The sequence below is a fragment of the Halomonas sp. HK25 genome, assembly GCF_047795635.1.
Lineage (GTDB): Bacteria > Pseudomonadota > Gammaproteobacteria > Pseudomonadales > Halomonadaceae > Halomonas.
In genome coordinates, this window is the sequence record NZ_CP181044.1 from 3,321,082 (window position 1) to 3,347,585 (window position 26,504).

Annotated in this window: 23 protein-coding genes and 1 riboswitch; of the genes, 14 read left to right on the forward strand and 9 right to left on the reverse strand. The window is 67.5% G+C overall.

From position 1 onward, the window contains the following. The first annotated feature begins 70 nt into the window (after positions 1 to 70). Genes dsrO through ACM26W_RS15670 form a run of 3 tightly spaced genes read left to right on the forward strand, consistent with a single transcriptional unit; the run spans position 71 to position 5,139 of the window. Positions 71 to 850, forward strand: a complete 780-nt coding sequence (gene dsrO, locus ACM26W_RS15660; protein WP_416137903.1) for a sulfate reduction electron transfer complex DsrMKJOP subunit DsrO — start codon at positions 71 to 73, stop codon at positions 848 to 850. After that, positions 831 to 2,045, forward strand: a complete 1,215-nt coding sequence (nrfD, locus tag ACM26W_RS15665) for an NrfD/PsrC family molybdoenzyme membrane anchor subunit (RefSeq protein WP_416137904.1) — start codon at positions 831 to 833, stop codon at positions 2,043 to 2,045. Before dsrO ends, nrfD begins: the two co-directional genes overlap by 20 nt. Continuing rightward, entirely contained in the window at positions 2,038 to 5,139 is a 3,102-nt protein-coding gene (locus ACM26W_RS15670) for a molybdopterin dinucleotide binding domain-containing protein (RefSeq protein WP_416137905.1), read from the forward strand. The genes nrfD and ACM26W_RS15670 overlap by 8 nt, the downstream gene beginning before the upstream one ends. A 44-nt stretch (positions 5,140 to 5,183) precedes the next feature. Here ACM26W_RS15670 and egtD read toward each other — a convergent pair whose 3' ends face one another. Continuing rightward, entirely contained in the window at positions 5,184 to 6,146 is a 963-nt protein-coding gene (gene egtD / locus ACM26W_RS15675; RefSeq protein WP_416137906.1) for an L-histidine N(alpha)-methyltransferase, read from the reverse strand. Between the two features lie 116 nt (positions 6,147 to 6,262). Here egtD and selD point away from each other — a divergent pair, with 116 nt between their 5' ends. Then, entirely contained in the window at positions 6,263 to 8,596 is a 2,334-nt protein-coding gene (selD, locus tag ACM26W_RS15680) for a selenide, water dikinase SelD (RefSeq protein WP_416137907.1), read from the forward strand. A 231-nt stretch (positions 8,597 to 8,827) separates the two neighbouring features. Here the strand turns inward: selD and senB are convergent, their stop codons facing one another. Then, positions 8,828 to 9,853, reverse strand: coding sequence for a selenoneine biosynthesis selenosugar synthase SenB (gene senB, locus ACM26W_RS15685; RefSeq protein ID WP_416137908.1), 1,026 nt, complete (start codon positions 9,851 to 9,853; stop codon positions 8,828 to 8,830). Between the two features lie 23 nt (positions 9,854 to 9,876). Here senB and senA point away from each other — a divergent pair, with 23 nt between their 5' ends. From senA to ACM26W_RS15705, 4 genes are all read left to right on the forward strand, one after another. Further along, on the forward strand, positions 9,877 to 11,235 hold the full coding sequence (gene senA / locus ACM26W_RS15690; protein ID WP_416137909.1) for a selenoneine synthase SenA: 1,359 nt from the start codon (positions 9,877 to 9,879) through the stop codon (positions 11,233 to 11,235). Positions 11,236 to 11,377: 142 nt separating this feature from the next. Continuing rightward, positions 11,378 to 12,250 carry a putative selenate ABC transporter substrate-binding protein gene (locus tag ACM26W_RS15695; protein WP_416137910.1) on the forward strand — a complete coding sequence of 291 codons (873 nt, stop codon included), beginning with the start codon at positions 11,378 to 11,380 and terminating at the stop codon, positions 12,248 to 12,250. Beyond that, positions 12,250 to 12,903, forward strand: coding sequence for an ATP-binding cassette domain-containing protein (locus ACM26W_RS15700; protein WP_416137911.1), 654 nt, complete (start codon positions 12,250 to 12,252; stop codon positions 12,901 to 12,903). The genes ACM26W_RS15695 and ACM26W_RS15700 overlap by 1 nt, the downstream gene beginning before the upstream one ends. Continuing rightward, a complete protein-coding gene (locus tag ACM26W_RS15705) occupies positions 12,903 to 14,390 on the forward strand; it encodes a PhnE/PtxC family ABC transporter permease (RefSeq protein WP_416137912.1) in 1,488 nt (495 codons plus the stop codon). Before ACM26W_RS15700 ends, ACM26W_RS15705 begins: the two co-directional genes overlap by 1 nt. A 70-nt stretch (positions 14,391 to 14,460) precedes the next feature. On the opposite strand, the gene ACM26W_RS15710 is transcribed toward ACM26W_RS15705, so the two are convergent. The 3 genes from ACM26W_RS15710 to ilvD all read right to left on the reverse strand — a co-directional run bounded on the left by ACM26W_RS15710 (position 14,461) and on the right by ilvD (position 16,843). Further along, the gene (locus ACM26W_RS15710; RefSeq protein WP_416137913.1) at positions 14,461 to 14,754 is read right to left on the reverse strand and encodes a helix-turn-helix domain-containing protein; all 294 of its coding nucleotides are present in this window, start codon (positions 14,752 to 14,754) and stop codon (positions 14,461 to 14,463) included. After that, positions 14,751 to 15,074, reverse strand: coding sequence for a type II toxin-antitoxin system RelE/ParE family toxin (locus ACM26W_RS15715; protein WP_416137914.1), 324 nt, complete (start codon positions 15,072 to 15,074; stop codon positions 14,751 to 14,753). The genes ACM26W_RS15710 and ACM26W_RS15715 overlap by 4 nt, the downstream gene beginning before the upstream one ends. 80 nt (positions 15,075 to 15,154) lie before the next feature. Further along, positions 15,155 to 16,843, reverse strand: a complete 1,689-nt coding sequence (gene ilvD, locus ACM26W_RS15720) for a dihydroxy-acid dehydratase (RefSeq protein WP_416137915.1) — start codon at positions 16,841 to 16,843, stop codon at positions 15,155 to 15,157. Positions 16,844 to 17,024: 181 nt separating this feature from the next. Between ilvD and ACM26W_RS15725 the strand changes: the two genes are divergently transcribed. The 3 genes from ACM26W_RS15725 to ACM26W_RS15735 all read left to right on the forward strand — a co-directional run bounded on the left by ACM26W_RS15725 (position 17,025) and on the right by ACM26W_RS15735 (position 18,209). Next, on the forward strand, positions 17,025 to 17,387 hold the full coding sequence (locus ACM26W_RS15725) for a DUF5362 family protein (RefSeq protein ID WP_416137916.1): 363 nt from the start codon (positions 17,025 to 17,027) through the stop codon (positions 17,385 to 17,387). 127 nt (positions 17,388 to 17,514) lie between these two features. After that, positions 17,515 to 17,802: a type II toxin-antitoxin system HigB family toxin gene (locus ACM26W_RS15730; RefSeq protein ID WP_416137917.1), complete on the forward strand. Its 288-nt coding sequence runs from the start codon at positions 17,515 to 17,517 to the stop codon at positions 17,800 to 17,802. A gap of 2 nt (positions 17,803 to 17,804) precedes the next feature. Next, positions 17,805 to 18,209 carry a helix-turn-helix domain-containing protein gene (locus tag ACM26W_RS15735; RefSeq protein WP_416137918.1) on the forward strand — a complete coding sequence of 135 codons (405 nt, stop codon included), beginning with the start codon at positions 17,805 to 17,807 and terminating at the stop codon, positions 18,207 to 18,209. Between the two features lie 64 nt (positions 18,210 to 18,273). On the opposite strand, the gene ACM26W_RS15740 is transcribed toward ACM26W_RS15735, so the two are convergent. Continuing rightward, the gene (locus ACM26W_RS15740) at positions 18,274 to 18,969 is read right to left on the reverse strand and encodes a TenA family protein (RefSeq protein ID WP_416137919.1); all 696 of its coding nucleotides are present in this window, start codon (positions 18,967 to 18,969) and stop codon (positions 18,274 to 18,276) included. Next, positions 18,966 to 20,372, reverse strand: a complete 1,407-nt coding sequence (locus tag ACM26W_RS15745) for a sodium:solute symporter family transporter (protein WP_416137920.1) — start codon at positions 20,370 to 20,372, stop codon at positions 18,966 to 18,968. Before ACM26W_RS15745 ends, ACM26W_RS15740 begins: the two co-directional genes overlap by 4 nt. Continuing rightward, a riboswitch (TPP riboswitch) is annotated at positions 20,362 to 20,472 on the reverse strand. Its footprint overlaps the gene before it by 11 nt. A gap of 207 nt (positions 20,473 to 20,679) precedes the next feature. Here ACM26W_RS15745 and ACM26W_RS15750 point away from each other — a divergent pair. After that, positions 20,680 to 21,600, forward strand: coding sequence for an HNH endonuclease (locus tag ACM26W_RS15750; protein WP_416137921.1), 921 nt, complete (start codon positions 20,680 to 20,682; stop codon positions 21,598 to 21,600). A 6-nt stretch (positions 21,601 to 21,606) separates the two neighbouring features. Here ACM26W_RS15750 and ACM26W_RS15755 read toward each other — a convergent pair whose 3' ends face one another. Next, on the reverse strand, positions 21,607 to 22,194 hold the full coding sequence (locus ACM26W_RS15755) for a peroxidase-related enzyme (protein WP_416137922.1): 588 nt from the start codon (positions 22,192 to 22,194) through the stop codon (positions 21,607 to 21,609). A gap of 432 nt (positions 22,195 to 22,626) precedes the next feature. Here ACM26W_RS15755 and ACM26W_RS15760 point away from each other — a divergent pair, with 432 nt between their 5' ends. Continuing rightward, positions 22,627 to 24,006 (forward strand): FAD-binding oxidoreductase, encoded by a 1,380-nt coding sequence (locus ACM26W_RS15760; RefSeq protein WP_416137923.1) that lies wholly within the window; start codon positions 22,627 to 22,629, stop codon positions 24,004 to 24,006. 216 nt (positions 24,007 to 24,222) lie between these two features. Next, entirely contained in the window at positions 24,223 to 24,453 is a 231-nt protein-coding gene (locus ACM26W_RS15765) for an AbrB/MazE/SpoVT family DNA-binding domain-containing protein (protein ID WP_416137924.1), read from the forward strand. A gap of 307 nt (positions 24,454 to 24,760) precedes the next feature. On the opposite strand, the gene ACM26W_RS15770 is transcribed toward ACM26W_RS15765, so the two are convergent. Next, positions 24,761 to 26,260 carry a CoA-acylating methylmalonate-semialdehyde dehydrogenase gene (locus ACM26W_RS15770; RefSeq protein ID WP_416137925.1) on the reverse strand — a complete coding sequence of 500 codons (1,500 nt, stop codon included), beginning with the start codon at positions 26,258 to 26,260 and terminating at the stop codon, positions 24,761 to 24,763. Positions 26,261 to 26,504: the final 244 nt, after the last annotated feature.

Sequence of the window (26,504 nt, forward strand, 5' to 3'; positions counted from 1 at the left end):
GGCTTTCCGGTGTCACCCTCTTTTCCCGCCGCGGGGCGACCCCCTGCGACACCCAGCCACCGGAGGCGCCATGGATCACATTCGCCGCTCCCTTCTCGGCCAGCTGGCCCGCCTCAGCGCGGGTGCCGCCCTGATACCGCTCGCAAGCGTTGCCAGCGCCGGCATCAACGGCCAACCGCCGCGCCGAGAAGGCGACCCCACCAAGCGCTACGGCATGCTCATCGATCTGCGCCAGTGCATCGGCTGCCAGGCCTGCACCGTGTCGTGTCATATCGAGAACGACGCCCCGCTGGGCAAGTTCCGCACCACCGTTTCCCAGTACGAGGTGGAGCACCAGGAGACCGGCACGCTTGCCACCTTCATGCTGCCCCGCCTGTGCAACCACTGCGAGAACCCGCCCTGCATCCCGGTCTGCCCGGTGGAGGCGACCTACCAGCAGCAGGACGGCATCGTGGTGGTGGACAGCGACCGCTGCGTGGGCTGCGCCTATTGCGTCAACGCCTGTCCCTATGACGCCCGCTTCATCAACGACAAGACCCAGACCGCCGACAAGTGCACCTTCTGCGCCCACCGCCTGGAAGCCGGCCTGCTGCCGGCCTGCGTGGAGAGCTGCGTGGGCGGCGCGCGGATCATCGGCGACATGCGCGACCCCGAGAGCCAGATCAGCCGCCTGATCGCGGAGCATCGCGACGAGCTGATGGTGCTGCAGCCCGAAAAGAACACCCTGCCCCAGGTCTTCTACCTCGGCATGGACGAGCGCTTCATCACGCGCCCGCTCGCCGAGCCGGTGGCCCTGGAAGTCCTCGACCCCCACGGCAAGGAGATGGGTTATGAATTCCATGGCCATTGAGCTGCTCGCCCCGCGCTACGCCATCGCCTGGTACCCCTGGGCGGTGCAGTACTTCTTCCTGATCGCGATCTCCTACGCCACCCTGTGGCTGGCCGCCCCGGCGCTGGTGTTCGGCAAGAAGACATGGCTGCCCACCGCACGCCTGGCGATGCTGGCCTGCCTGACCACCACCCTGGTGGCCCCGGTGGCGCTGCTGGCCGATCTGCACCAGCCGCTGCGCTTCTGGCACTTCTACGCCTACTCTACCTCGAGCTCCTGGATGTCCATCGGCAGCCTGCTCCTGCCGCTCTACGTGGTGGGCGTGCTGGTGCTCGGCTGGCTGGCCTGGCGCCCCGCGCTGCAGGCCAACCGCCAGGCACCCGGCCTCATGGGCCTGGTCGCCCGCCTGCTGTCCTTCGGTGCGGCGCCCACCCCGCGCGCGGCGCTGGTGCTGGTGGGCCTGGGCACCCTTGCGCTCTCCACCGGCATCATGCTCTACACCGGGGCCGAGCTCGCCGTGGTCAAGGCGCGTCCGCTGTGGAACACCGTCTGGCTGCCGCCGATGCTGGTCGCCACCGGCTTTATCGCTGCGGCGGGTCTCGTGCTGGTCTTGAATCGGGTCAGCGGCCTGCGCGACATGGCCAGCAACGGCCAGATGCTCAAGGTGCTGCTGGGCGCCTGCCTGCTGGCGGGCCTGGTCGCCGGCAGCTGGTTCCTCGACGGCATCAATGCCAACGTCGGCTCGGTGGCCGCGGCGCTCGATTCCGTCCGCGCAAGCCCCTCCTGGCGCAGCACCGCCCTGTGGGGTGGCCTGACCGGCCTGGCCCTGTTCGGCGCGGTGCTCTACCTGCTCACCCGCCCCGCCGCCCGCCGCCCGGCCCTCTATGCCTGGGCCTGGGTGCTGGGCCTGGTGGCCATCCACATGGGCTGGATGTTCCGCTGGGTGGTGCTGATGGACGTGCAGCACGTGGCCCGCAACAGCGCCGGCTTCCACCACTACGGCATCCCCGCCGGCTCTTCCGGCCTGCTCGGCATCGTCGGCACCTTCGGCCTGTGGCTTGCCGCGGTCCTGATGATCGACCTGCTGATCCCGTGGCGCCAGGCGCGCCAGGGTGGCAGCGCCGCCGACCTTTCTTCTGCAACCCCTGACGCCCCTGCCCTTTCCGATGCCCGCAGCGCTGCACAAACCACTGAAGGAGCCCCCGGCCATGGCTAAGTCCCCTCTCGATACCTCACGCCGCCGCTTCATGAAGGGCGCCGTCGCCGCCGGCGGTGCCGCTACCTTCGCCGCCGGCTACGCCGACCCGCTGGCCAAGATGGCCAAGGGCGTCACCGGCAGCGCCGGCGAGAAGCCGAAGGATCGTATCCACGGCAACTCCCTGGCCCCGGAGTACCGGGTCGACCTCGACACCGGCGAGCTGACCCTCAACCCGGACCAGCGCACCGCCTTCACCATCTGCTACGGCTGCACCACCCAGTGTGGCGTGCGGGTGCGCATCGAAAACGACAGCGACCGGGTGCTGCGCGTCTCCGGCAACCCCTACCACCCGCTCTCTGCCGACGAGCACCTGCCCATGCGCACCCCGGTGGCCGAGGCGCTACGCCACGTCAGTGCCTATGGCGGCCAGGGCCAGGTCAACCGCTCCACCGCCTGCGCCCGCGGCAACGCCATGATGAGCCAGCTCGACAGCCCCTTCCGCGTCGACCACTGCCTCAAGCGGGTCGGCGAGCGCGGCGCCCGCGAATGGCAGAAGATCTCCTTCGAGCAGCTGATCGAGGAGATCTGCGAGGGCGGCGACCTCTTCGGCGAGGGTCACGTGGACGGCCTGCGCGCCATCCACGACCACGACACCCCGATCGACCCGGAGAACCCGGAGTACGGCCCGAAGGCCAACCAGCTGATGGTGATGGAGGCCACCGACTACGGCCGCTCCGAGCTGCTCAAGCGCTTCACCCTCAACGGCTTCGCCACCCGCAACTACGGCCATCACGGCGCTTACTGCGGCCTGGCCTTCCGCATGGGCTCGGGTGCGATGATGAACGACCTGGAGGCCAACGCCCACGTCAAGCCGGACATCCAGAACGCCCGCTTCATCATGTACATCGGCTGTGCGCCGAGCCAGGCCGGCAACCCCTTCAAGCGCCAGGGCCGGCTACTCGCCCAGGCCCGCGCCGCAGGCACCCTGGAGTACGTGGTGGTAGACCCGGCGCTGAACGCCTCCACCTCCCACGCCGCCGAGAATAACCGCTGGGTGCCCATCCGCCCCGGCACCGACAGCGCCTTCGCCATGGCCATTATCCAGTGGCTGCTGGACAACGAGGGCTATGCCAGAGACGTCCTGGCACTGCCCGGCAAGGCCGCCGCGGACGCCGCCAATGAAGCCACCCACACCAACGCCACCCACCTGGTGATCGACACCGCGGACCACCCGCGCCGCGGCCACTTCCTGCGCGCCAGCGATCTGGGCCTGGCCGAGGCCGATAGCGACGCCGACGCCCCCATGGTGGTGGTCGACGGCGAGCTGACCCACGGCGAGGAGGCGATGGCCGCTGAGCTCTTCGTCGACCGCGAGGTAACGCTTTCCGACGGGGTGGCGGTCAGGGTCAAGAGCAGCATGACCCTGCTGCGGGAATCGGCCCACGAGTACGAGCTGGCCGCCTACGCCGAGCACTGCGGCATCCCCGAGGCCACCATCGTCGAGCTGGCAAGCCGCTACGCCAGCCACGGCCGTCGCGCCGTGGTCAACTGCCACGGCGGCATGATGTCAGGCAACGGCTTCTACGCCGCCTTCGCCGTGCAGATGCTCAACCTGCTGGCCGGCAACATCAACATGAAGGGCGGCAGCGCCTTGGGCGGCGGCCAGTTCAACGGCTTCAGCCAGGGCCCCCGCTACGACCTGGTGGACTTTCCCGGCAAGCGCGGCCCCCAGGGGGTGTTTCTCTCCCGCTCGCGCTTCCTCTACGAGCGCTCCTCCGAGTACCGCCGCAAGGTGGAAGCCGGCGAGACCCCCTATCCGGCCCGGGCCCCCTGGCGCTCCTTCGCCCCGCCCACCCTCACCGAGCACCTGCCCTCTGCGCTGGACGGATACCCCTACCCGATCAAGGCCCTGATCGGCTGCATGGCCAACCCCATCTACGGCCAGGCGGGCCTGGAGGCGATGATCGCCGACAAGCTCAAGGACCCGAAGCGCCTGGGGCTCTTCGTGGCGGTGGACGGCTTCATCAACGAGACCAACCGCTACTCCGACTACGTGGTGCCCGATTCGGTGATGTACGAGGTGTGGGGCTTCACCGGCGCCTGGAAGGGCGCGCTGGGCAAGATGACCACCGCCTGCTGGCCGGTGGTGGAGCCGCGCCAGCAGAAGAGCGCCGAGGGCGAGCCGGTCTCCATGGACAGCTTCTTCATCGCCGTGGCCAAGCGCCTGGGCCTGGCCGGCTTCGGCGACGAGGCGATCCCCGATGCCGACGGCCGCCTGCACCCGCTCAACCGCGCCGAGGACTACTACCTGCGCGCCGGGGCCAACATCGCCTTCATGAACGAGCCGCTGCCCGAGGCCGACGAGGCCGATATCGCCCATGGCGGGGTCGAACCGCTGCTGCCGCGCCTTGAACGCACCCTCAAGGCGGAGGAGCGCGGTCGGGTGGCCTACCTCTACGCCCGCGGCGGGCGCTTCGATGACGCCAGCGACCACTTCCAGGGCGAGCGGCTGACCAACGCCTGGCGTCGGACGCTCTGCGTCTACAACGAGGTGGTGGGCACCAGCATCGACACCATGACCGGTCGGCCGAATCACGGCGTGCCCGGCCACAGCCTGCCGCTGCTGGCCAACAAGCAGACGATGCGCGAGGTGTTCACCGAGGAGGATTGGCCGCTGCTGGCCTTCTCGTTCAAGTCCAACCTGATGAACTCCTACGCCATCGGCAATGAGCGGCTGCGCATGATCAAGCCCTACAACCCGGTGCAGATGCATCGCCAGGACGCCGAGCGCTTCGGCATCAGTCACGGCGACACCATTCGCATCGACAGCCCCGGTGGCAGCGTGGTGGGCCTGGCGCTGGTCAGCGAGAGCGTGGTGCCGGGGTCACTGGGCATCGAGCACGGCTATGGCCACCGCGACCTGGGTGCCACGCCCCACGTGATCGACGGCGAGTCCCAGCCGGACATGCCCTGGCTGCGTGCCGGCATCAACATCAACGACCTGGGCTTCCGTGACCCGACCCGCAACGTGGATGGCACCTGGCTCGAGCCGATCAGCGGCGCCAGCGTGCGCCAGGGTCTGCCGATCCGGGTGACCCGGCTCGAGGCCTGACGGGCAGCGCTGTTCAGCCAGCCGGGCGGCTAGTCGCTCGAGAGCTAGTCGCTTGAGAGATAGTGCACGCTGAACAGCGCCTCGTCGTCGCACCAGACGGCGCGTGACCGGTAACCGGCGCGCGCCGCCAGGGCCTGGAAGCCCGCCATGCTGTACTTGCAGGAGTTCTCGGTATGCAGCGTCTCGCCTTCCTCGAAGGTGAAGCGCTGCCCCTCGAGGGTGATCGCCTGGCGCTGCCGGCTGACCAGGTGCATCTCGATGCGCGATGCCGGCAAATTGAAGAAGGCGCGGTGCCGAAAGGCGTCCACCTCGACCTCGGCATCCAGCTCGCGGCGCATGCGCTCCAGCAGGTTCAGGTTGAAGTCTGCCGTGACGCCCGCGGCATCGTTATAGGCCGCCTCGAGGAGGTCGTGACGCTTGACCAGGTCGACGCCGATCAGCACCCCGCTGCCCGGTGGCAGGGCCCGGCGCAGGCGGGCCAGGAAGGCCTCGGCCTGGGCCGGCGCGAAGTTGCCGATACTCGAGCCGGGAAAGAAGGCCACCACTCGCCGCCCATCGACGCCCGACGGCAAGCGCAGGCGCTCGGAAAAGTCCGCCCAGGCGGCGTGCACCTCCAGCCAGGGATAATCGGCCGCCAGGCGCCGGGTGCTCTGCAACAGGAAGTCACGCGAGATATCCACCCCCAGGTAGCGAGAGGGACGCATCGCCTCGAGCAACAGTCGCACCTTGCGGCTGGCGCCGCTGCCCAGCTCGACCAGCAGCGACTCCGGCCCGGCCAGCGATGCGACCTCCTCGGCGGCCCCGGCCAGGATGCCCTCCTCGGTGCGGGTCAGGTAGTACTCGGGCTGGCGGCAGATCGACTCGAACAGCCGGGAGCCCCGCTCATCGTAGAAGTACTTGGGCGACAGGGCCTTCGGGGAGCGGCCAAGCCCGGCGATCACGTCATCGCGAAACGATGACCCCGCAGCATAGACATGCTGGTCGTGGAAACGCACTGCAGTGGACATCGCTTGCCCTCGCTGACGAAAGGTTCTGGCGGCAGGATTCGACACGCCACGGGATCGAATTGCCTTAGACTGTGCCGGCAACGCCAAGGTCTCATCAATCTAGAGCGAGCCTGACCATGCAGCAACCGCAGCAGCCCCCGGGGTTACAAGTGCTACGGGATATTGTCCTCGTCGGCGGCGGGCACACCCACGTGGGGGTGCTCAAGCGCTTCGCCATGAAACCCGAACCCGGCGTCAGGCTCACCATGATCTGCCGCGACACCCATACGCCCTACTCGGGCATGCTGCCGGGCTATGTCGCCGGGCACTACCGCTACGACGACGTGCATATCGACCTGCGCCGGCTGGCGGAATACGCCGGGGCTCGCTTCTTCAGCGACGAGGTGATCGGCATCGACCCGGCAGCACAGACCGTGCTCTGCCGCTCACGCCCGCCGGTGCCCTACGACTGGATGTCGATCAATATCGGCTCGACCCCCAGCGCGAACTCGGTCAGCGGCGCCGGCGAACATGCCGTGCCGGTCAAGCCGATCCACCAGTTCAATGACCGCTGGCAGACGCTGCTCGAGCGTCTCACGCACCCACACACCGGGCACCACGCCGGCCAGACCCGTGTCGCGGTGATCGGCGGCGGCGCCGGCGGTGTCGAACTGCTGCTGGCCATGCAGTACCGGCTCAGAAATGAACTGACCACCCTCGCCCGCGACCCGAGCGACCTGCACTTCTCCCTCTTCACCCGCGGCGAGCAGATCCTGCCGACCCATAACCCCCGGGTGCGCCGCCACTTCCAGGCCACCCTGGAAAGCCGCGGCGTCGAGGTGCACACCGCCGCCGATGTGGTGGCTGTCGAAGCGGGCCGCCTGCAGACCGCCGACGGCACCTGGCACGCTGCCGACGAGATCGTCTGGGTCACCCACGCCGGGGGCGCCGCCTGGCTTCGCGATACCCACCTGGCGCTCGACGACGACGGCTTCATCCAGGTCGGCGATACCCTGCAGACGCTATCCGATCCGCGCATCTTCGCCGCCGGGGATATCGCCAGCCAGGTCAATCACCCCCGGGAGAAGGCCGGGGTGTTCGCCGTGCGCCAGGGGCGGCCGCTGGCCGACAACCTGCGCGCCGCCGTGACCGGCCGCCCCCTCTCGCCCTACCGCCCCCAGGCGAAGTGGCTGGCACTGATCAGCACCGGTGACCGTCACGCCGTGGCCTCCCGCGGCGGGCTCTTCCTCGCCGGCGACTGGGTATGGCGCTGGAAGGACGCCATCGACCGGCGCTTCATGGCCAGATTCAACGACCTGCCGCCGATGAAGGAAGGCGCCATGCCATCGCCACGCCCCAGCCGGGTGGCGTTGAATGAGGAAGAGAACCAGCAGGCGATCTCGGCCATCGCCATGCGCTGCGGCGGCTGCGGTGCCAAGGTCGGCGCCTCGGTGCTCTCCCGGGCCCTCTCGACCCTGCAGCCGGTGGCCCGCGACGAGGTGCTGGTGGGCCTTCATGCCCCGGACGATGCCGCCGTGGTCCGCATCCCCGCGGGCAAGGATGTGGTGCATACCGTCGACTTCTTCCGCGCCTTCATCGACGACCCCTATGTGTTCGGCAAGGTCGCCGCCAACCACGCCCTGGGCGACATCTTCGCCATGGGTGCCGAGGCCCAGACCGCCACCGCCGTGGCCACGGTGCCCCAGGGGCTCGAGGCCAAGGTCGAGGACACCGTCTACCAGATGATGCGTGGCGCCGTGGAGGTGCTCAACGAGGCCGGCTGCGCCCTGGTCGGCGGCCACACCGGCGAGGGCAGCGAGCTGGCCCTGGGGTTTGCCGTCAATGGCCTGGTCGATGCCGGCAGCAACGGCGCCGCCAACGAGGCCATCCTGACCAAGGGCGGCCTGCGCCCCGGCCAGGTACTGATCCTCACCAAGCCCATCGGCACCGGTACCCTGTTCGCCGCCCATGCCCGGCTCGGTGCGCGGGGGCGCTGGATCGATGCGGCACTCACGAGCATGTGCCAGTCCAACCGTCAGGGCGCGAGTTGCCTGCGCGAGCACGGCGCGACCGCCTGCACCGACCTCACCGGCTTCGGCCTGCTGGGCCACCTGGTCGAGATGACACGCCCGTCGGAGGTGGATGCCGAACTCGACCTGGCGGCGCTGCCGCTGCTCGAGGGCGCCGAGGAGACCGTCGCCGCCGGCATCCTGAGCTCGCTGCAGCCCGCCAACGTGCGCCTGCGCCGCGCCATCCGCGACCAGGCCGCCTGGGTCGAGCACCCTCGCTACCCTCTGCTGTTCGACCCCCAGACCGCCGGCGGCCTGCTGGCCAGCGTGCCCGCCGAGCGCGCCGATGCCTGTCTCGCTGCCCTGCACGCGCTGGGCTACGCCCGGGCCGCCATCATCGGCCGTGTGCTGGCGCCCGGTGAGGCGCTGGAGCCCATCCATCTGACGGATGGTGGTGGATAGCCATCAAAAAGTGAGGCTCTTCGCAGATTGGCGTGACAGACTCAGCGCTGCCCCTTAACGTCGCAAGGCTCGGGACGACGGGTGGGAGATCGGCTCTGCCGGGCGAATGGCGCCGCAGGCGCCCCGGCGGAGTTGCTGGCGTTGGTGATTACCGCCCAGGAGCCCTTCGGTCTCCCTTCGTCGAAGCGTCGAACCGCGGAAAAGCCCAGCTCCCACAGTGAGTGTTCAGCCTCAGCTAAGCGTCACTCCAGCCTGCGATGAACCAGAAGTGAGGCCGCAGGCGGCGACAACACGCGCCAGCGCGTCGCGCTCGGCCTCGGGGCGGAACAGCGGCGCCCGCGCCAGCACCTGCCGGCGAAGCCGGTCGAGGAAGGCCGGCTCCGCCTCGGCGCGACGCAGCAGGTCTCGCAGGGCGGAGGTATCGGCCACCGGGTAATAGCCGGCGTAGTCGTCGCCCAGCAGGCCGCGGTTGCCCGGGATATCCGAGGCCAGCACCGGCAGGCCGGCCACGCAGGCCTCGCTGACCACGTTGGCGCCCCCTTCCATGCGCGAGCTGATCACCATCAGCCGGGCCCTTGCCATCCACTGGCGCACCCGCCAGCGGGGCAGGTCACCGAGCCAGCGGTAGCGGGGGTTGCTGGCCATCTCGTCGCAGGCGGCGTCGGCCCAGTCAGGCGTATGCGCACCGCCGAGCTGGACGACCCTCAAGCGCGAATCCGCCGGAAGCTCACGCACCGCCAGGGCGGCGCGCAGGGAGTCCTTCTCCTCGCGCAGGTGGCCGGCGACCAGCACCTCGAACGCGCTTTGCAGGGGCCGCGGCGCCCGGGGTGGCAGGGGCAGCGCCGACTGGCGGACGACCTGCAGCCGCGGCAGGAAACGCGAGGGAAGGTCCTCGGCCAGGCAGTCATGCAGGCCGACCAGCACATCCGCCGCGGCGAGGCTCTCCAGGCACTCCTCGGGATGGCTGTGCTGGAAGCGGTAGACGTCGGTGCCGGTCAGCACCACCACCAGCGGGCAGCCGGGAAAGGCATGGCGACAGGCGCGAATGGCGGCGTGGCTGCGCACAGCGTGCAGCGCCATCACCAGGTCGGGCGGACGGCCGGCGAAGCGGCACGGATCCGCGCCGTCCTCGACGCCCACGATTCTCACCTGGCAGCCCAGTGTCCGCAGCAGACCCGCCCAGCGGGTCGCCGTGGCGCGATTGCCGGCGTGAGACCCTCGACCCGCCGGGCTGATCAGGGCTACCTTCAATGCCATGGTATCTCCTCGAGGAAGTCAGCATGCGCTCTACGACACTCAGCACACCGCCGACGCCGCCCCGGGCCGCCGATGAGCTGGCGGCGATGCTCGTCGATGCCCGCAGGCGCAGCCTGGCGCTGATGCAGGACATCCTCGAGGCTCGCGACCTGGGACCGCGACTGACGATCGTCAACCCGCCGCTCTGGGAGCTTGGCCACCTGGGCTTCTTCCACGACCATTTCGCCCTGCGCGAGCTGTATGGCCTGCCCGACTACCGGCTCGCCGATGCCGAGCGGCTGTTCGATTCCAGCAGCATCGCCCATGACGACCGTTGGTCGCTACCGCTTCCCTCACGCGAGCAGACCCTGGACTACCTGGCACGGGTGCAGCGTGCCATGCTCGAGCGCCTGCCCGACGGCGAGGCCAGCCCCGCCCAGAGCTATGTCTACCAGCTCACCACCCTGCATGAGGACATGCACGGCGAGGCCTTCCTGTATACCCGCCAGACCCTGGGCGACCCGGCCCCCGACCTGGGCACGCCACCCCACGACGTCAACGCTGCACCCGACCACGAGCCCTCAGCCGGGGCACTGACCGGCGACGTCGACATCCCCGGCGGTCGCCATCGACTGGGCTCCGACGACAGCGTTGCCTTCCGGTTCGACAACGAGAAGCCGCCCATGGAAGTAGAGATTGCACCCTTCTCGATCGCTCGGGCGCCGGTCACCAACGCCGAGTTCGCCGCCTTCGTCGACGACGGTGGCTATACGCGACGCGAGCTGTGGAGCGAGGCCGGCTGGCGGTGGCGCCAGCAACAGCAAGCGCAGGCGCCCGTCTACTGGCGTCGGGACGCCAATGGCCGCTGGGAGGCGCGCCGCTTCGACCGCTGGCTTCCGCTGCCCCTCCTTCAGCCGGTCATGAATGTCAGCTGGTACGAGGCCGAGGCCTGGTGCCAATGGGCCGGCCGCCGCCTGCCCAGCGAAGCGGAGTGGGAGGTTGCCGCCAGCCGTGAGCCCTCACCCGACGGGGCGGCTCTGGCACCCGGCAAGCGGCGTTTCCCCTGGGGCGACACGCCGCCGGACGCGCGGCTGGCCAACCTGGACGGCTGGCGCCTGGCGACGCTGGACGTGGCGGCACTGCCGGACGGCGACAGCGCCTTCGGCTGCCGCCAGATGCTGGGCAACGTCTGGGAATGGACGGCCTCGCCCTTCGGCCCCTTTCCGGGCTTCGAACCCGAGCTGTACCGCGACTACTCGGCCCCCTGGTTCAAGGAGGGCCGCTACGTGTTGCGCGGCGGCGCCTGGGCCACCCGAGGGCGGCTGATCCATAACGGCTACCGCAACTTCTTCACCCCAGAGCGCCAGGACATCCTGGCGGGGTTTCGTACCTGCGCGCCCTGAGCGGGGAAAGCCCCTCGATTTTCGGTATCATGCCCATTCCGGTTCCAGGCGCTAGTGCCCGCCTTCACTGCCGACGCTTTCACTGCCGACGCTTTCACTGCCGACGCTTTCACTGCCTAAGCTTTCACAAGGACTGTCTACCATGCCCCGCCACCGGTTGCCGACTCTTACCCTGCTGCTCGCCACCCTGCTGACGCCCGCCCTGGCCAGCGCCCAGAGCCTGGTCTTCACCGCCATCCCCGACGAGGATGAGACGCGCCTGCAGCAGCGCTTCCAGGCCGTGGCCGACTACCTCGCCGAGACGCTGGACGTCGAAGTGCGCTTCATTCCGGTCACCTCCTATGCCGCCTCGGTCACGGCATTCCGCAACAACCAGGTGCAGCTGGCCTGGTTCGGCGGCTTCACCGGCGTACAGGCACGCCAGCTGGTGCCGGGCTCCCGCGCCATCGCCCAGGGCGTAGAGGACCCCGAGTACAAGAGCTACTTCATCGCCAACCAGGCCACCGGCCTCGCCCCCCACGACGGCGACACGGCTCCCGAGGGGCTGCGCGACCTCACCTTCAGCTTCGGCTCCCAGAGCTCGACCTCCGGGCGCCTGATGCCGGAATACTTCCTGCGCGAACACCTCGGGGGCTCGCCCGACGAGCTGTTCAACCGGGTCGGTTTCAGCGGCAACCACAGCCGCACCATCTCGGTGGTGCAATCCGGCGCCTACCAGGCCGGCGTGGTCAGCTACAAGGCGTGGGAGAACGAACTCGAGGCGGGCAACATCGACCTCGACCAGGTGCAGGTGATCTGGGAGACACCGCCCTACCCCGACTATCAGTGGACGGTGCGTGGCGACGTCGATGAACGCTTCGGCGATGGCTTCACCGAGCGCCTGCAGCAGGCGCTGCTCGACATGGAGGACCCCGACCTGCTGGCCAGCTTCCCCCGCGCGGGCTTCATCCCGGCCGACAACGACGACTATCAGGAAATTCTCGAGGTCGCCCAGTCCCTGGGGCTGCTCGACTGATGACCGTGCTGGCGCTGCATGACGCTGTCGCGTCCTATGGCGAGGTGCGCGTGCTCGGTCCGCTGAGCCTGACCCTGGCCCCCGGCGAGCGAGTGGCGCTGGTGGGCCGCAGCGGTACCGGCAAGTCGACGCTGCTGTCGGTGATGTATGACCGCTGGCGGGACCAGGGAGCCGCCCTGATGCCCCAGGATCTGGGCCTGGTGGCGACCCTCTCGGTGTTCCATAACGTCTACATGGGCCGGCTCGATCGCCACCCCTGGTGGCGCAACCTGCTGACCCTGGTGCGTCCGCGACCCGGTGACGTGAAGCAAGTCTCTGCCCTGCTCGCTCGGCTCGGCCTCGAGGACAAGCTCTGGACCCCCTGTGGCGAACTCTCCGGCGGGCAGCGGCAGCGCGTCGCCGTGGCGCGGGTCATCCATCAGGGCGGCGGCATGCTGCTCGCCGACGAGCCGGTCTCGGCACTCGACGGCCCGCTCTCCGAGGTGACCCTGACCGCCCTCACCGAGGCCTACCCGACCGCGGTGCTGGCCATGCACGACGTGGACCTGGCGCTGCGCTACTGCAGCCGGGTGATCGGCATCCAGGAGGGAGCCATCGCCATCGACCAGCCCAGCCACCGCCTCTCCGCCAGCGACCTGCTGCCGCTCTACTGATGCCGTTGACCGCCACGCGTCGCGTTTCCCTGGCCCTGATCCTGCTGGCCGCGGTGTGCCTGCTGTTCGGCGACTTCGAGATCAGTACCCACGACCCCTGGCAGGCGCTGGGCCGCCTGTTCATGGGCTTGATCCAGCCCGACTTTTCCCGCGTCGACTTCCTCGGCGAGGCCCTGCTGCGAACGGTGGCCTTCGCCTTCGTCGGCGTGGGACTCGGCGCGGCGGCAGGCATGCTGCTGGCCCTGCTCTTCCGGCATCTCTGGGTGCGCACCTTCTGCGCCTTCATCCGCGCCATCCACGAGCTGTTCTGGGCGCTGATCTTCCTGCAGAGCTTCGGCCTGCACCCGATCACCGGGGTACTGGCCATCGCCATCCCCTACGCCGGCACCTTCGCCAAGGTCTATGCGGAGATCCTCGACGAGTGCGACCCCCAGCCGGAGCGCACCCTGCCGCGGCGCGCCGGGAGGCTCTCGGCGCTGGTCTATACCCGTATCAGCCAGGCCTGGCCGCACCTGGTCAGCTATACGGCCTACCGACTGGAGTGCGGCCTGCGTTCCAGCGCAGTGATCGGTTTCGTCGGCATGCCGACTCTCGGGTTTCACCTCGCGGGGGCCTTCGCCCAGGGCCACTACGGCACGGTGGGGGCCTTGCTGCTGCTCTTCTACGCGCTGATCGCCAGCCTGCGGCTGTGGGCCCGGCCACGGCTGCTGCCCGTCTACCTGCTGGCCTCGCCCTTCCTGCTGGGCACCGGCTTGCCGATCATGTGGAGCAATGTCTCGCGCTTCTTCACCCAGGACATCGTGCCCGCCCCGCTGCGCCGCGGCGAGGGGCTGGAGGGCCTGTGGCCCTGGCTGAGCGACCTCTTCCTGGGCCAGGCACTGCCCGGCATCTGGAACACCCTGCTGCTGACCCAGATCGCCCTGGTGCTCACCGGGGTGCTGGCGATGACGCTGTTCCCGCTGATCTCTCACCATTTCACGGGGCGCCACGGCGCCGGCCGGGTGCGCGGCGCCATCGGGCACGGGGTCCTGGTGGTGATGCGCTCGACCCCCGAGTACCTGCTGGCCTTCATCCTGCTGCAGCTGTGGGGGCCCTCGATGCTGCCGGCGGTGGTGGCCCTGGCGCTGCATAACGGGGGCATCATCGGCCACCTGGTCGGGCGCCGCAGCAACGAGATCACCCTGCGCCAGGACGCACCGGGTGGCATGAACCTGTACGCCTACGAGGTGGCGCCGCGGGTCTATGGCCCCTTCCTGGCCCTGCTCTTCTACCGCTGGGAGATCATCATGCGCGAGACGGCCATCCTTGGCATTCTCGGCATCGCCACCCTGGGCTTCTACGTCGACAGCGCCATCCAGGAACTGCGCTTCGACCGCGCCATGGTGCTCATCATGATCACCGCACTGCTCAACATCGCGGTGGACATCCTGGCCCGGCGCCTGCGTGCCCGCCTGCGTCTGAGCCACACCGCCCAGAGCGAGCCGTGACAGGCCTGACGACAGACGAACGCCCCTGCCGGGAGACCGGCAGGGGCGTTTTCGTGACTCTGCTTCAGGATCAACTGGCGGCCTGATCCTCAGGACGGTGGAACTGCACCGAGAGATCGAAGCCGCAGGCCCGCGCGTATCGCTGAAGGGTCTTCCAGCCAGGATTGCTGTCACCCCGCTCCAGGCGGCTGATATTCCCTTTCTGGGTGTGCATGCGTCGCGCCAGCTCCTCCTGGGTCAAGCCAGCCTGCTGACGCATGCTGATCAGGGTATTGGCCAGCTCGAACTCCGGTTCAAGCCGGTCATACTCTGCCTTGACGGCCGGGTTCTGGAGCGCCTTCTCTTTCAGTGCTTTCAGGCTCATCTCTGCTGCACCTCTCGCTGCCGTATACGGGCAAGTTCAAGCGCCTGACGGGGCGTTTTCTGACTTTTCTTCACGAAGGCATACAGGATCACGATGTGACGTCCTTCCCTGTAGCAGAACAGGGACCGTCCTATGCCCTCCTTTGCCTTTGCCCTGATCTCGAATAGTCCATCTCCCATCGCTTCCGTATGCGGAGGTCCGAGGTTGGCACCATGCTGTTCCACCATTTCCAGCAGCCTCAGCATCCTGGCCTGTATCTTGGGTGGCATGGCGAGGATGTCGTCCTCGACCCCGGCATAGAATTCGATCTGCCAACTCATCCCAACCATCCCTGGCAAGAACAGGTTATCAAATATGATAACACGGCAACAGAAATGTTCAGTCCCTCATGCAGCACCCATCACTCCGGCAGGTCGGTCACTGCCCCCGTCGAGGCGGAACTCACCGTGCGGGCGTACTTGGCCAGCACCCCGCGGGTGTAGCGCGGCGCCGGCTGCTGCCAGGCGGCGCGGCGGCGCATCAGCTCCTCGTCGGTGAGGTCGACCTCGAGGGTGTCGGCCTCGGCGTCGATGGTGATCACATCGCCATCCTCCACCAGCGCCAGCGGGCCGCCGTCGAAGGCCTCGGGGGTCACGTGACCCACCACGAAGCCGTGGCTGCCGCCGGAGAAGCGCCCGTCGGTGATCAGCGCCACCTCGCTGCCCAGGCCCCGCCCCATGATCGCCGAGGTCGGGGTGAGCATCTCGCGCATGCCGGGCCCGCCCTTCGGCCCCTCGTAGCGAATCACCACCACGTCGCCGGCCACCACGGTGCCGTCGTTGATGCGCGCCTGAGCCTCCTCCTCGGAGCCGAACACCCGGGCGGTGCCGGAGAAGCGTGTGCCCTCCTTGCCGGTGATCTTGGCTACCGCGCCCTCCGGCGCCAGGTTGCCGTAGAGAATCCTGAGGTGGCTCTCGGCCTTGATGGGCTTGTCCAGCGCCGCGATGATCGTCTGGTCATCGGGATAGGGGGCCACCTGGGCCAGGTTCTCGGCAAGCGTCTTCCCGGTCACCGTCAGGCAGTCGCCGTGGAGGAGGCCTGCCTCGAGCAGCGTCTTCATCAGCGGCTGGATGCCGCCGATGGCCACCAGCTCGCTCATCATGTAGTGGCCGCTGGGGCGCAGGTCCGCCACCACCGGCACGCGCTTGCCGATGCGGGTGAAGTCCTCGAGGGAGAGCGCCACCCCGATGGTGCTGGCCATGCCGATCAGGTGCAGCACCGCATTGGTGGAGCCGCCGAGCGCGATCACCACGGTGATGGCGTTCTCGAAGGCTTCCCGGGTCATGATGTCGGAGGGCTTGATGTCGCGTTCGAGCAGCGCGAGCACCGCGCCCCCGGCCGCCTCGCAGTCCTCGCGCTTGTCATTGGAGACGGCGTTCTGGGCCGAGCTGCCCGGCAGGCTCATGCCCAGCGCCTCGATGGCCGAGGCCATGGTGTTGGCGGTGTACATGCCGCCGCAGGAACCGGGCCCGGGGATCGCCGTCTCCTCGATCTGCTTGAGCTCGATCAGGTTAATATCGCCGCGCGAGTGGGCGCCCATGGCCTCGAACACCGAGACGATGTCGGTGTGGCCCTTGCCGGGCAGGATGGTGCCGCCGTAGACGAACACGCTGGGCCGGTCGAGCCGCGCCATCCCCATCAGGCAGCCCGGCATGTTCTTGTCGCAGCCGCCGATGGCCACCAGACCGTCGAAGCCCTCGCAGCCGGCCACCGTCTCGATGGAGTCGGCGATCACCTCCCGCGACACCAGGGAGTACTTCATGCCCTCGGTGCCGTTGGCGATGCCGTCGGAAATGGTGATGGTGTTGAAGATCACCCCCTTGCCGCCCGCGGCATCGGCGCCGTCGCTGGCGTGGCGGGCCAGCTCGTCGATATGGCTGTTGCAGGGGGTGAGATTGCTCCAGGTCGAGGCGATGCCCACCTGGGGCTTCACGAAGTCCTCATCGGTGAAGCCCACCGCACGCAGCATGGCGCGGCCGGCCGCCTTGCCGGGGCCGTCCACCACCTTGGCGGAGTGGCGGCGGCGGGGATCCTTCGGGGTATCGCTCATGGCAGGGCTTCCTCTGATGATCGGGTGACCCTCAGAGGGTGGCCGCTCACCGCCCGCCTGGCAACCACAGGTGCCTCTGCGTCGGAACTGGGTTACGCGACGAACGGGCTGCTAGAGTATCGGGCGCCACATCGCAATCCCATCGATCGAACTCATTCGTCAAACAAACAGGGAGCGTTACATGGACCACAACTCACAGGAGCTGCTGCGCGACCTCGTCGAGCCGCTCTACCGCGGCAAGTTCTGGATGCAGCTGACCGGCGTCATGCTGATCCTCTCCGGCATCCTCACCGCCCTCTCCATCGTCGGCCTGATCGTGGCCTGGATTCCCATCTGGGCGGGCTGGGTGCTGATGCAGGCGGCCGGCGCCGCCGGGCGGGTCTACGAAAGCGGCGACCCGAGAGACATGAAGCTCGCCCTGGCCAAGCTCAAGACCTACTTCACCATCTTCGGCGTGCTGATCCTGATCTATCTGACCATCGCGGTGGGCGGCATGCTGTTCGGTGCCATCGGCATGACGGGCATGATGGGCGGGCATATGTAGTCCGGCCGGCACTTCCGAATGCAGGCGCCCCCGCCGGGAAACCGGCGGGGGCGTTTTCACTTGGCGGCATTGCTGCATCGTACGGCAGGGCCTATACTTTATCGCAAAATGCGATAGAGCAGGCGCCATGCATGTCATCACCCAGAAGCGTATCTGGGAAGCCAAGCAGAAATGGCCCCAGGCCGCTTTTGCACTGGATGCCTGGTATCGACTCATGAAGTCGAGCGAGCCCGGTAGCTTCGCAGAGATGAAGGCGCTGTTTCCCGCTACCGACAAGGTCGGCCGGCAGCATGTCTTCGATATCGGGGGCAACAAGATTCGCCTCATCGCCTTGGTGCACTATCGGTTCAAGAAGATCTATATCCAGCACGTCCTCGACCACACCGAATACGACAGGGGGCACTGGAAGGAGTGAACATGACCAGCATCGTCCAACAGGCTGCCGCCCACTGGCGCTTCGTGGCCCCCCTGCTCAACGCCCCGGAGTCGGAAGACGACTACGACGCTCTGGTCGCAGCGCTCGATGAGCTGCTGGTGCTGATCGAGGATGACGAGGAGCACCCCCTGGCGAGCCTCGCCTCCCATATGGGTGACCTCATCGAGGAGTACGACGACGCCCACCGCCCGATGCCGGAGGTGAGGGGCGCCGACATGCTCCGCCACCTGATGCAGTGGCATGACCTCGACCAGTCGAGCCTGCCCGAGGTCGGCACCCAGTCGGTGATCTCCGAGATCCTGGGCGGCAAGCGACGCCTGAACGTCCGTCAGATCAAGGCCCTGACGCAGCGCTTTGGCCTGCCTGCCGACCTCTTCCTCGACTGAGCGCCGGGCCATCACTTCCGCACGCTCGGCGGGGGCTGCTACCGTCCGGTGGCCGGCAACCCGCTCAGCGCGGCATCACGGCATCGTGGAAGGCACGCTCCCGGGCGACGGTCTCGCGGAAGCACACGGCCATGCGGGTGAAGGCGGCGTCATCGAGCCCTTCCGCCTCCTCGTCCAGCCGGCGGCGCAGCCAGGCGACAAACTCCTGGAAGGCGGGGTTGTCGTGCAGGTCGATCCACTCCCCCATCAGCGGATGCAGCCCCTCTACGCGGGTCACCCGCAGCGCCCACTCCAGATAGACCCACTCGGTGACCACCAGTGCTGCCAGCATCTCGGCATAGCCGCCGCTGTGGCCCGTGTCGCGCAACAGCGCCTGGAAGGCCAGGGTCTCGGGCAGGTAGTCCGGCGCCTCGCGCCGGGCCTGGGGTACCGCGAAGGCCTCGAAGGTGCGCTGGAAGGTGCTGTTCTCGTCGCTGGTCAGCATGCCCATGAACTGGCCCAGCACCACCCGGTCCGCCATGCTCGGCGCGTGGCCGATGGCGTGGCCGATCAGCGCGGTGAAGGGGTCCACGAAACCGTAGTCCTGCACCATGTAGGCGGCGAAGTCGTCACCCGCCAGCCGCCCCTCGGCCAGGGCGTCGAACAGCGGGTGATTCACGGTGGCCGACCAGTCGGGCTCGCTGATCGCGCGCAGCCAGTCGGTGATGCGCGCCGATTCGTGATTGGCGGCCCAGGCGTTCCAGTCGGAGCGTGTCGTCACAGGGCATCTCCCTTGATGGTGGGTTGAAATCTTGCCCCCGGCCGCAGCCAGGCGATCAGCAGGCTGGCCAGGGTGGAGGCGAGCAGCGCGCCCAGGAAAGGCGCCAGGGTCGGGATGCTGTCCGGGAAGCTAGCCGCCAGCACGCCAGCGGAAAGGCTACCCAGGGTGATCCAGCCCGGCAGCACCGCGCCGAGCAGGCCCGCCACACCACCGGCCACCGCCGCCAGCGGCGACATGCGCCGCCACAGGCCCAGCAGTACCGGCACCACGATGGCCGCGCACAGCAGGTCGGCGATCAGGAACAGGCGCAGCACCGAGAAGCCCTGCAGGGCCACCCACACCACCGGCACCATCAGCGCCACCGTGACCCACCGCGCCGCCCGCACCGAGAACCCGCGCCGGCCGGAGCTGGCCACCGCCATGGAGGCGATGGCGTTCTGCAGGGTGTCCACGCTGGAGGCCACCAGGGTCACCGCCAGCACCAGGGCCGGCAGGCCCAGCCAGGCGGGCGCGGCAGAAAGCAGCGCGAAGAAGGGAATCGGCGGCTCGCCCAGGGGCAACGAGTGCATCGCCGCCAGGATCCCGAGCCCACCGATGGCCATCACCACCAGCAGGCTGCTGGCGCCGCCCAGCAGCGCCCCGCGACCGAGCGCTCGGTCGTCCTCGGCCGCCCAGATGCGCTGCCAGTAGCCCTGGTGGAAGAGATTGGCCGCTGTGACCGCGATCACCAGGGTCAACGCCACGGAGAGCGCACTGCCGGCGGGTATCGACGGCATCACCGCCCCGGCCGGCATCGGCGGCAGCCACCACCAGGCCACGCCGCCGACCAGCACCAGCAGGGCCAGCAGCAGCCAGGCCTGCCAGCGGTCGGTGGCGAGGCTCGCCCGCAGCCCGCCCAGGGTGGTGTAGACCAGGGTCACCACCGCCACACCGAGGATCACCAGCGGCGGCGGCACATCGGAGAGCAGCGCGGCGATGGCGCCGATGGCGGTGAGCTCGGCGGCCAGGAAGATGGCCATATAGGCCACGGAGACGAAGGAGACCCAGCGCCGCACCCCGGCGCCGTAGCAGGCCTCGGCGAACTCGCCGATGCTGCGCCCTTCCGGCAGGTGGCGGCGGATCGCCGGGCCGTAGAGCCCCAGTATCAGAAACGGCAGCGAGGAGCCGATGGCGTAGCCGGCCAGCGCCACCGGCCCCACGAAGGCGCCGATCTCCGGCGGCGCAAAGAGGATCCAGGCCCCCATGCTGGAGGCCAGGAACGACAGCCCGATGGCCTGGGCACCCTGGGAGTTGCGGGCGGTGACGTAGTCATCGAGCAGGCCATCGGCCCGGCGGGCCCGCAGGCCCAGGAACGCAAAGCACAGCAGCGCCGCACCCAGCACGGCAGACGTCAGGTAGGGCATGTCGCACTTCCTCCGCCGGCATGAACCGGATCAGGTTCCAGGGTCGGCGCTTGGCCCTCTCAGCCCCCGCAAGTGCGGTGGGACTCCCCTGGCGACAAGTGAATGAGTTGTGTGGGCGCGCCTCCATCGTTATAGAGGCCGGCCGAAGGCATCATAGCGAGGCCGTGGTCTGGCGGCCAGCCGGCGCAGGGCTCACCACTCGCCATCATGCCCAGACATCGCAGCTCTCACGCCAAGAACCGGTGTAAAAACCACCCCTCTTGATTAGTATGAACGGATACTAGCGGCATAGAGCGGAGAGCCAGCCTTGCTGAATATTGACACTCGTCTTCGACAAGCGGCCTTCCAGCGCCTTGAGGACATCTCTCGACAATTCTCGAATGATGTCCCCTGGGAGGCTATTGCCCAGCGCGTCCCCTTTGATGTAGAGCCGTTTTTTATCGCCAGCCGGGCGATCGGCATCTTCAAACCCAAGCAGATGCAGGATGGCATCTTGAGCATCAAAACCGTGGTGCCCAAACAGGGTCGGATTAACATCTACTCTGATGGTGCAAGTGACGAGGGAGGTTTCTGGTACTCTCTGGAAGCGGGAGGCACAGCCAAGGCGGCCAATCGGCAGCTATTGATAAGCTATGAGAGAAAAGACCCGATCATATACTTGATGGGAGTAGCTCCAGGCCGCTATTTCCCCTTATGGCCCTGCTATATCGACAGCGTGGACATAGCCAGGGAGCTGTGCCATGTCAGCATGCATGACAGAATTGGCGCTGCGCGCCATGTCGCAGAAGGCGCGGGCACTTATGAGGTCGACGAAGTTGAAAAGCGTTACGTGATCAGGGAAGCCAAAACGCGTGTTCACCAGGCCGAGTTCCGAGCACGCGTTATGCAGGCATACTCCAACCGTTGCGCCATGACTGGACTTCCCGTGCCCGAGCTTCTGGAAGCGGCCCACATCATTCCCGACACTTACCATGCGGGCACCGCCGAGGTAAGCAACGGCATATCTCTCAGTCGCCTGCATCATAGGGCTTACGATGCCGACCTAATTGGCATAGACCCCGATTACCGGATTCATCTGAATGCCGACCTACTTTCGACACAGGATGGACCTCTGCTCGAAAGCATGAAACAGCTCAACGGAAATAGGATCTCTGTCCCCAAACACTCCGAGGAAAAGCCGAGCAAGGAGGCCCTTGGGCTGCGTTATAAGCGGTTTTTGTCTCGATAGAGTCTGCTACTTCTCCCGCGGCACCCGCCCCATCAGGTAGAACTCCTCGTTGGGCGGCGTGCCGGCCAGGGTGACCAGTCGATTGGACATGCCGAAGAAGGCGGCGATGGCGCCGATGTCCCAGATGTCGTCCTGGGTGAAGCCGACCTCGAGCAGGCGGGTCTGCCATTCGTCGGTAAGCTCGCCGACGTCCAGGCCGCAGTGCATGGCGAAGTCGAGCATCACGCGGTGGCGCTCGCTGAGACCAGCGACACGGTGGTTGATGGCCACCTGATCGGCCAGCAGCGGGTCCTTGCTGTAGATACGCACCAGGGCGCCGTGGGCGACCACGCAGTAGAGGCAGCGGTTGCGGGCGCTGGTGGCCACCACAATCATCTCCTTCTCAGCCTTGGTCAGGGTATCGGCCTCCCGTTCCATCAGAGCGTCGTGGTAGGCGAAGAAGGCGCGGAACTCGGCCGGGCGGTGGGCCAGCATCAGGAAGACGTTGGGGATGAAGCCCGCCTTCTCCTGCACCGCCAGCATGGCATCGCGGATATCCTCGGGCAGGTCCTGGATCGACTCGGGAATGGGAAAGTGGCTGATCGGCGTGGTCATGGTGGCTCCTGAACGGGCGATGATAGCGGCTCGAATTCCAGTTAACGTCAACGTTATTTGTCTGTCCATTGGACCTGTGGTGCAGGCCCCGGTATCGGCTTCAGGCCTCAGGTTCTACCACCAGCCATCTGCTAGTCGGGTGACAAAAAAATCGGGAGCCCACGCCTGTAACGCTATACTAAATGGGACCCAGGACTCCCATCGGATCATGCCCATCGCAATGTCGGCATGAGCATCGCGGTGCCCCGAGACTCGACGGCGCACCGCCACATCACCTGCTCGCGCCGCCAGGCCCTGATCCAGGGCAGTTGGTCGGCACCGAGTGCCTGACGACGGACCGACCCGAGGGTCGACGGCCTATGACGTCAGGCGGGGTATGGCAAAGCTCGGGATATCGGGTCCTCTGTGCCTCGCCCTCCCGAGGAGGGTGTCATGACAACTCATATCGATAACATAGCACTCAAGGAGTTACGCCAGAACTTCTCGGGGGAGATCCTGCTCCCTGAGGATGCCGGCTACGACGAAGCGCGACGGCTGTTCAACGCCATGATCGACCGCCACCCGGGGATCATCGCCCAGTGCGCCGACGTGGAGGATGTGGTCGGTGCCGTGAAGTTCGGCAGCAGGCTCGGGCTCGAGATCGCCGTGCGCGGCGGCGGTCACGGCGTCGCCGGCAAGGCCCTGACGGAGGGTGGGCTGGTGATCGACCTGCGCCGGCTGCATGGCGTGACGGTCGACCCGGAGGCGCGCACCGCCTCCGTCGGCGGCGGCGCGACCATGAGCCACCTCGACCGCGCCACCCAGCCGCACGACCTGGCGACAACGGGTGGGCGGGTGTCGACCACCGGCGTGGGCGGCTACACCCTGGGCGGTGGCGACGGCTGGCTGGCTCGCAAGTTCGGGCTGGCCTGCGACAACCTGCTGGCCGCCGAGCTGGTGACCGCCGACGGCAGCCTCGTCCATGCCAACGAACGGGAGAACCCCGAGCTGTTCTGGGCACTACACGGGGGCGGCGGCAATTTCGGGGTGGCCACATCGCTGACCTTCCGGCTGCATGCGCTGCCGCAGGTCACCGCCCTGCTGCTACTGTGGTCGCCCGAGAAGGCACCAGAGGTCCTCCACGCCTATCGCGACTTCCTGGAAGCGGCAGCTGATGACGTCAGCGGTGCCGCCCTCTACGTGACGGCCCCGCCGGAAGCCTTCGTGCCCGACCACCTCGTCGACCGGCTCACGTTCGCCGTCCTGGTCGTCTACACAGGGCCGGAAACCGAGGCGCGCGACGTGGTGGCACCGTTGCTGGCACTGGGCCACGAGGGCGAGATGATCGCCGAGATGCCCTACGCCGACCTGCAATGCATGCTCGACGACCCGCCCGGCTACCGCAACTACTGCTCGGCCGAATATCTGGATGCCTTTCCCGACGAGGCGCTCAAGCGGTTCTGCGAACGAGCGGGCGACATGATCGTGCCGTCCCACTCCCAGCACGTGCTGATTCCTCAGGGGGGTGCGGTGGCCAGCGGGCCTTCCGACTTTCCTCTCCCCTGGCGGCAGGCGCCCTGGGCCGTCCACCCCTTCGGGATGTGGGAGAACCCCGACGACGACGAACGCGGCAGGCAGTGGTCGAACCGGTTGCGACGCGACCTGAGCCCCTGGGCCAGCGGCAGCGTCTATCTCAACTTCATCGGCGACGAAGGCAGGGAGCGGATCATTGCCGGCGTCGGACGAGAGAACTACGCGCGACTCAGCAGGATCAAGGCTCAGTACGACCCGGAGAACCTCTTCCACCTGAATCAGAATATCGTGCCGGCCTGAGCCCGGCCGCCCGCGGAACCATTGCGCACTGGCAACAACTGCTCGCTGGCTACGAGACGCGACCCCGCCTCTTGCTAGGCGGGGCCGCGCCTTGTCTCCCTGAGACGAACCATGCAGCGAGCTTGGGACTCAGGTCGAGGTAAGGCTTCGCTTTGTGCCCCGCCGCAGCACCGGCTAGCATTACCGTATTACCTCGCAACCCGGAGGGAAGTCCCGATGACCACGGCAACCAGCCGTCTTACCAGCAAGTACCAGGCCACCATTCCTGGCGCCGTGCGCAAGGCGCTGGACCTGCATGCCGGTGACGCAATCAGCTTCGAGATCGAGGATGGCGAGATTCGGCTGCGCAAGGCGCACCCTCTCGACCTGGCTTTTACCCATGCCGTCGAGGAAACCCTGAGCGAGCGGGGGTCCGACGCCGACGAGGAAGCCTACCGTGAGCTTTGAGGCGTTCGATGTCGTCGTTGTCCCGTTTCCCTTCACCGACAGGTCGACAACCAAGCGCCGGCCTGCCCTCCACTTCCATCGTGCGCATGAAACTCTTCACCCTCGACGAGCGCCTGATCATCCGCCAGGCCGGTCATCTCGGGGACGAGGATCGATCCCGCATGACTCGCTCCCTGCAGGCTCTGATGCCATCCTTCAGTCGCTGAACCCAGGCCTTTGATCAGCGTACTCCATGACTCACCAGGCTCATAATGCCAACGGCCCCGCCTCTCTCGAGACGGGGCCGCCGATCACTGCGCTTGCGGAATCAGCCCAGCGAGATGGTGCTGTTGATGCCGCTGGAGACGTTTTCCGGCTCGAACCAGCGGGCGGTGACGGTCTTGGTCTGGGTCCAGAAGGCGATGGCCTGCTTGCCGTTGGGGCCCAGGTCACCCAGCTTGGAGCCACGCGAGCCGGTGAAGCTGAAGTAGGCCACCGGCACCGGAATCGGCACGTTGATGCCAATCTGGCCGACGTCGATATCGGTCTCGAAGCGGCGCGCCACCCAGCCGGAGTTGGTGAAGATCGAGGTGCCGTTGCCGTTGGGGTTGGCGTTGATGAATGCGATCGCATCACTCAGGGTCTCGACGCTGACCACGCACAGCACCGGACCGAAGATCTCCTCGCGGTAGACGGTCATCTCCGCGGTGACGTCGGCGAACAGGGTCGGGCCGACGAAGTTGCCGTCGGGATAGCCTTCGACCTGGCAGCCTCGACCGTCGACCAGCAGCTTGGCGCCTTCCTTCTCGCCGGCGGTGATGAGGCGCTCGACGCGCTCCTTGGCCTGGGGCGAGACCAGCGGGCCCAGGTCGGCGTCGCGCTGGGTGCCGGGGCCGACGGTCATGTTGCGGGCGCCCTCGACGATGTCGTCCAGCCACTCGCGGGCCTCACCCACCAGCACCACCACGGAGTTGGCCATGCAGCGCTGGCCGGCAGCGCCGAAGGCGGAGCCCAGCAAGTTGTTGATGGCCTGACTGCGGTTGGCGTCGGGCATCACCACGCAGTGGTTCTTGGCTCCCATCATCGACTGCATGCGCTTGCCGGCGGCGGCCGCGCGGTTGTAGAGCAGCGAGCCCACGTGGGTGGAGCCGATGAAGGAGAGCGCCTTGATGTCGGCATGATCGGCGATCTGGTTGGCCACGTCGGGGCCGCCGTGCACCACGTTGAGCACCCCGGGCGGGATGCCCGCCTCCTGGGCCAGCTCGACCAGGCGCATGGTGGAGCTCGGATCCTGCTCGGAGGGCTTGAGCACGAAGGTGTTACCGGTCGCGATGGCCAGCGGGAACATGAAGCAGGGCAGCATGATCGGGAAGTTGAAGGCGGTGATGCCGGCACCCACGCCCAGCGGCTGGTGCATGGTGTAGACATCCACCTCGCTGGCGGCGTTCTCGGCCAGCTCGCCCAGCTGCAGGGAGGTGATCGAGCAGGCGTGCTCCACCACTTCCAGGCCGCGGCCCACCTCGCCCTCGGCGTCGGGCAGGGTCTTGCCGTGCTCCTCGGTGATCAGCGCGGCGAGCTCGGCGGTGTTGTCGCGGATCAGCGCCTGGAGCTTGAGCATGATGCGCATGCGCTTGCCCAGCGGCACCTTGCGCCAGGTCTTGAAGGCCTCCTTGGCGCTGGCCACGGCCCGCTCCACTTCCTCGGCGGTGCAGAACGGCACCCGGGCAACCACCTCCTGGGTCGCCGGGTTGACCACGTCGCGCCACTCCTGGCTCTGGGACTGGACCTGCTGGCCATCGATAACCATGGGGATTTCGCGGACTGACATGGGGCGTGCTCCTCTTTATAGCGTTGCTGTTGTGTCGCTGTGCGGTCGTTGCCCGGGGGATCGGATTGTTGTTGGATCGTCGCTGGATCACTGCCGTGGATCGCCCTGACATTAGACTTTATGTGTATAAAAACACGGAAGATGATGATGACGAGTCTATCCAGAGGTCGGATGGCGTGACAACTGGCACTCGGGCACATTGTTTGTGCGTTCATGCACAACCAGCCATCACCATCCACCACCG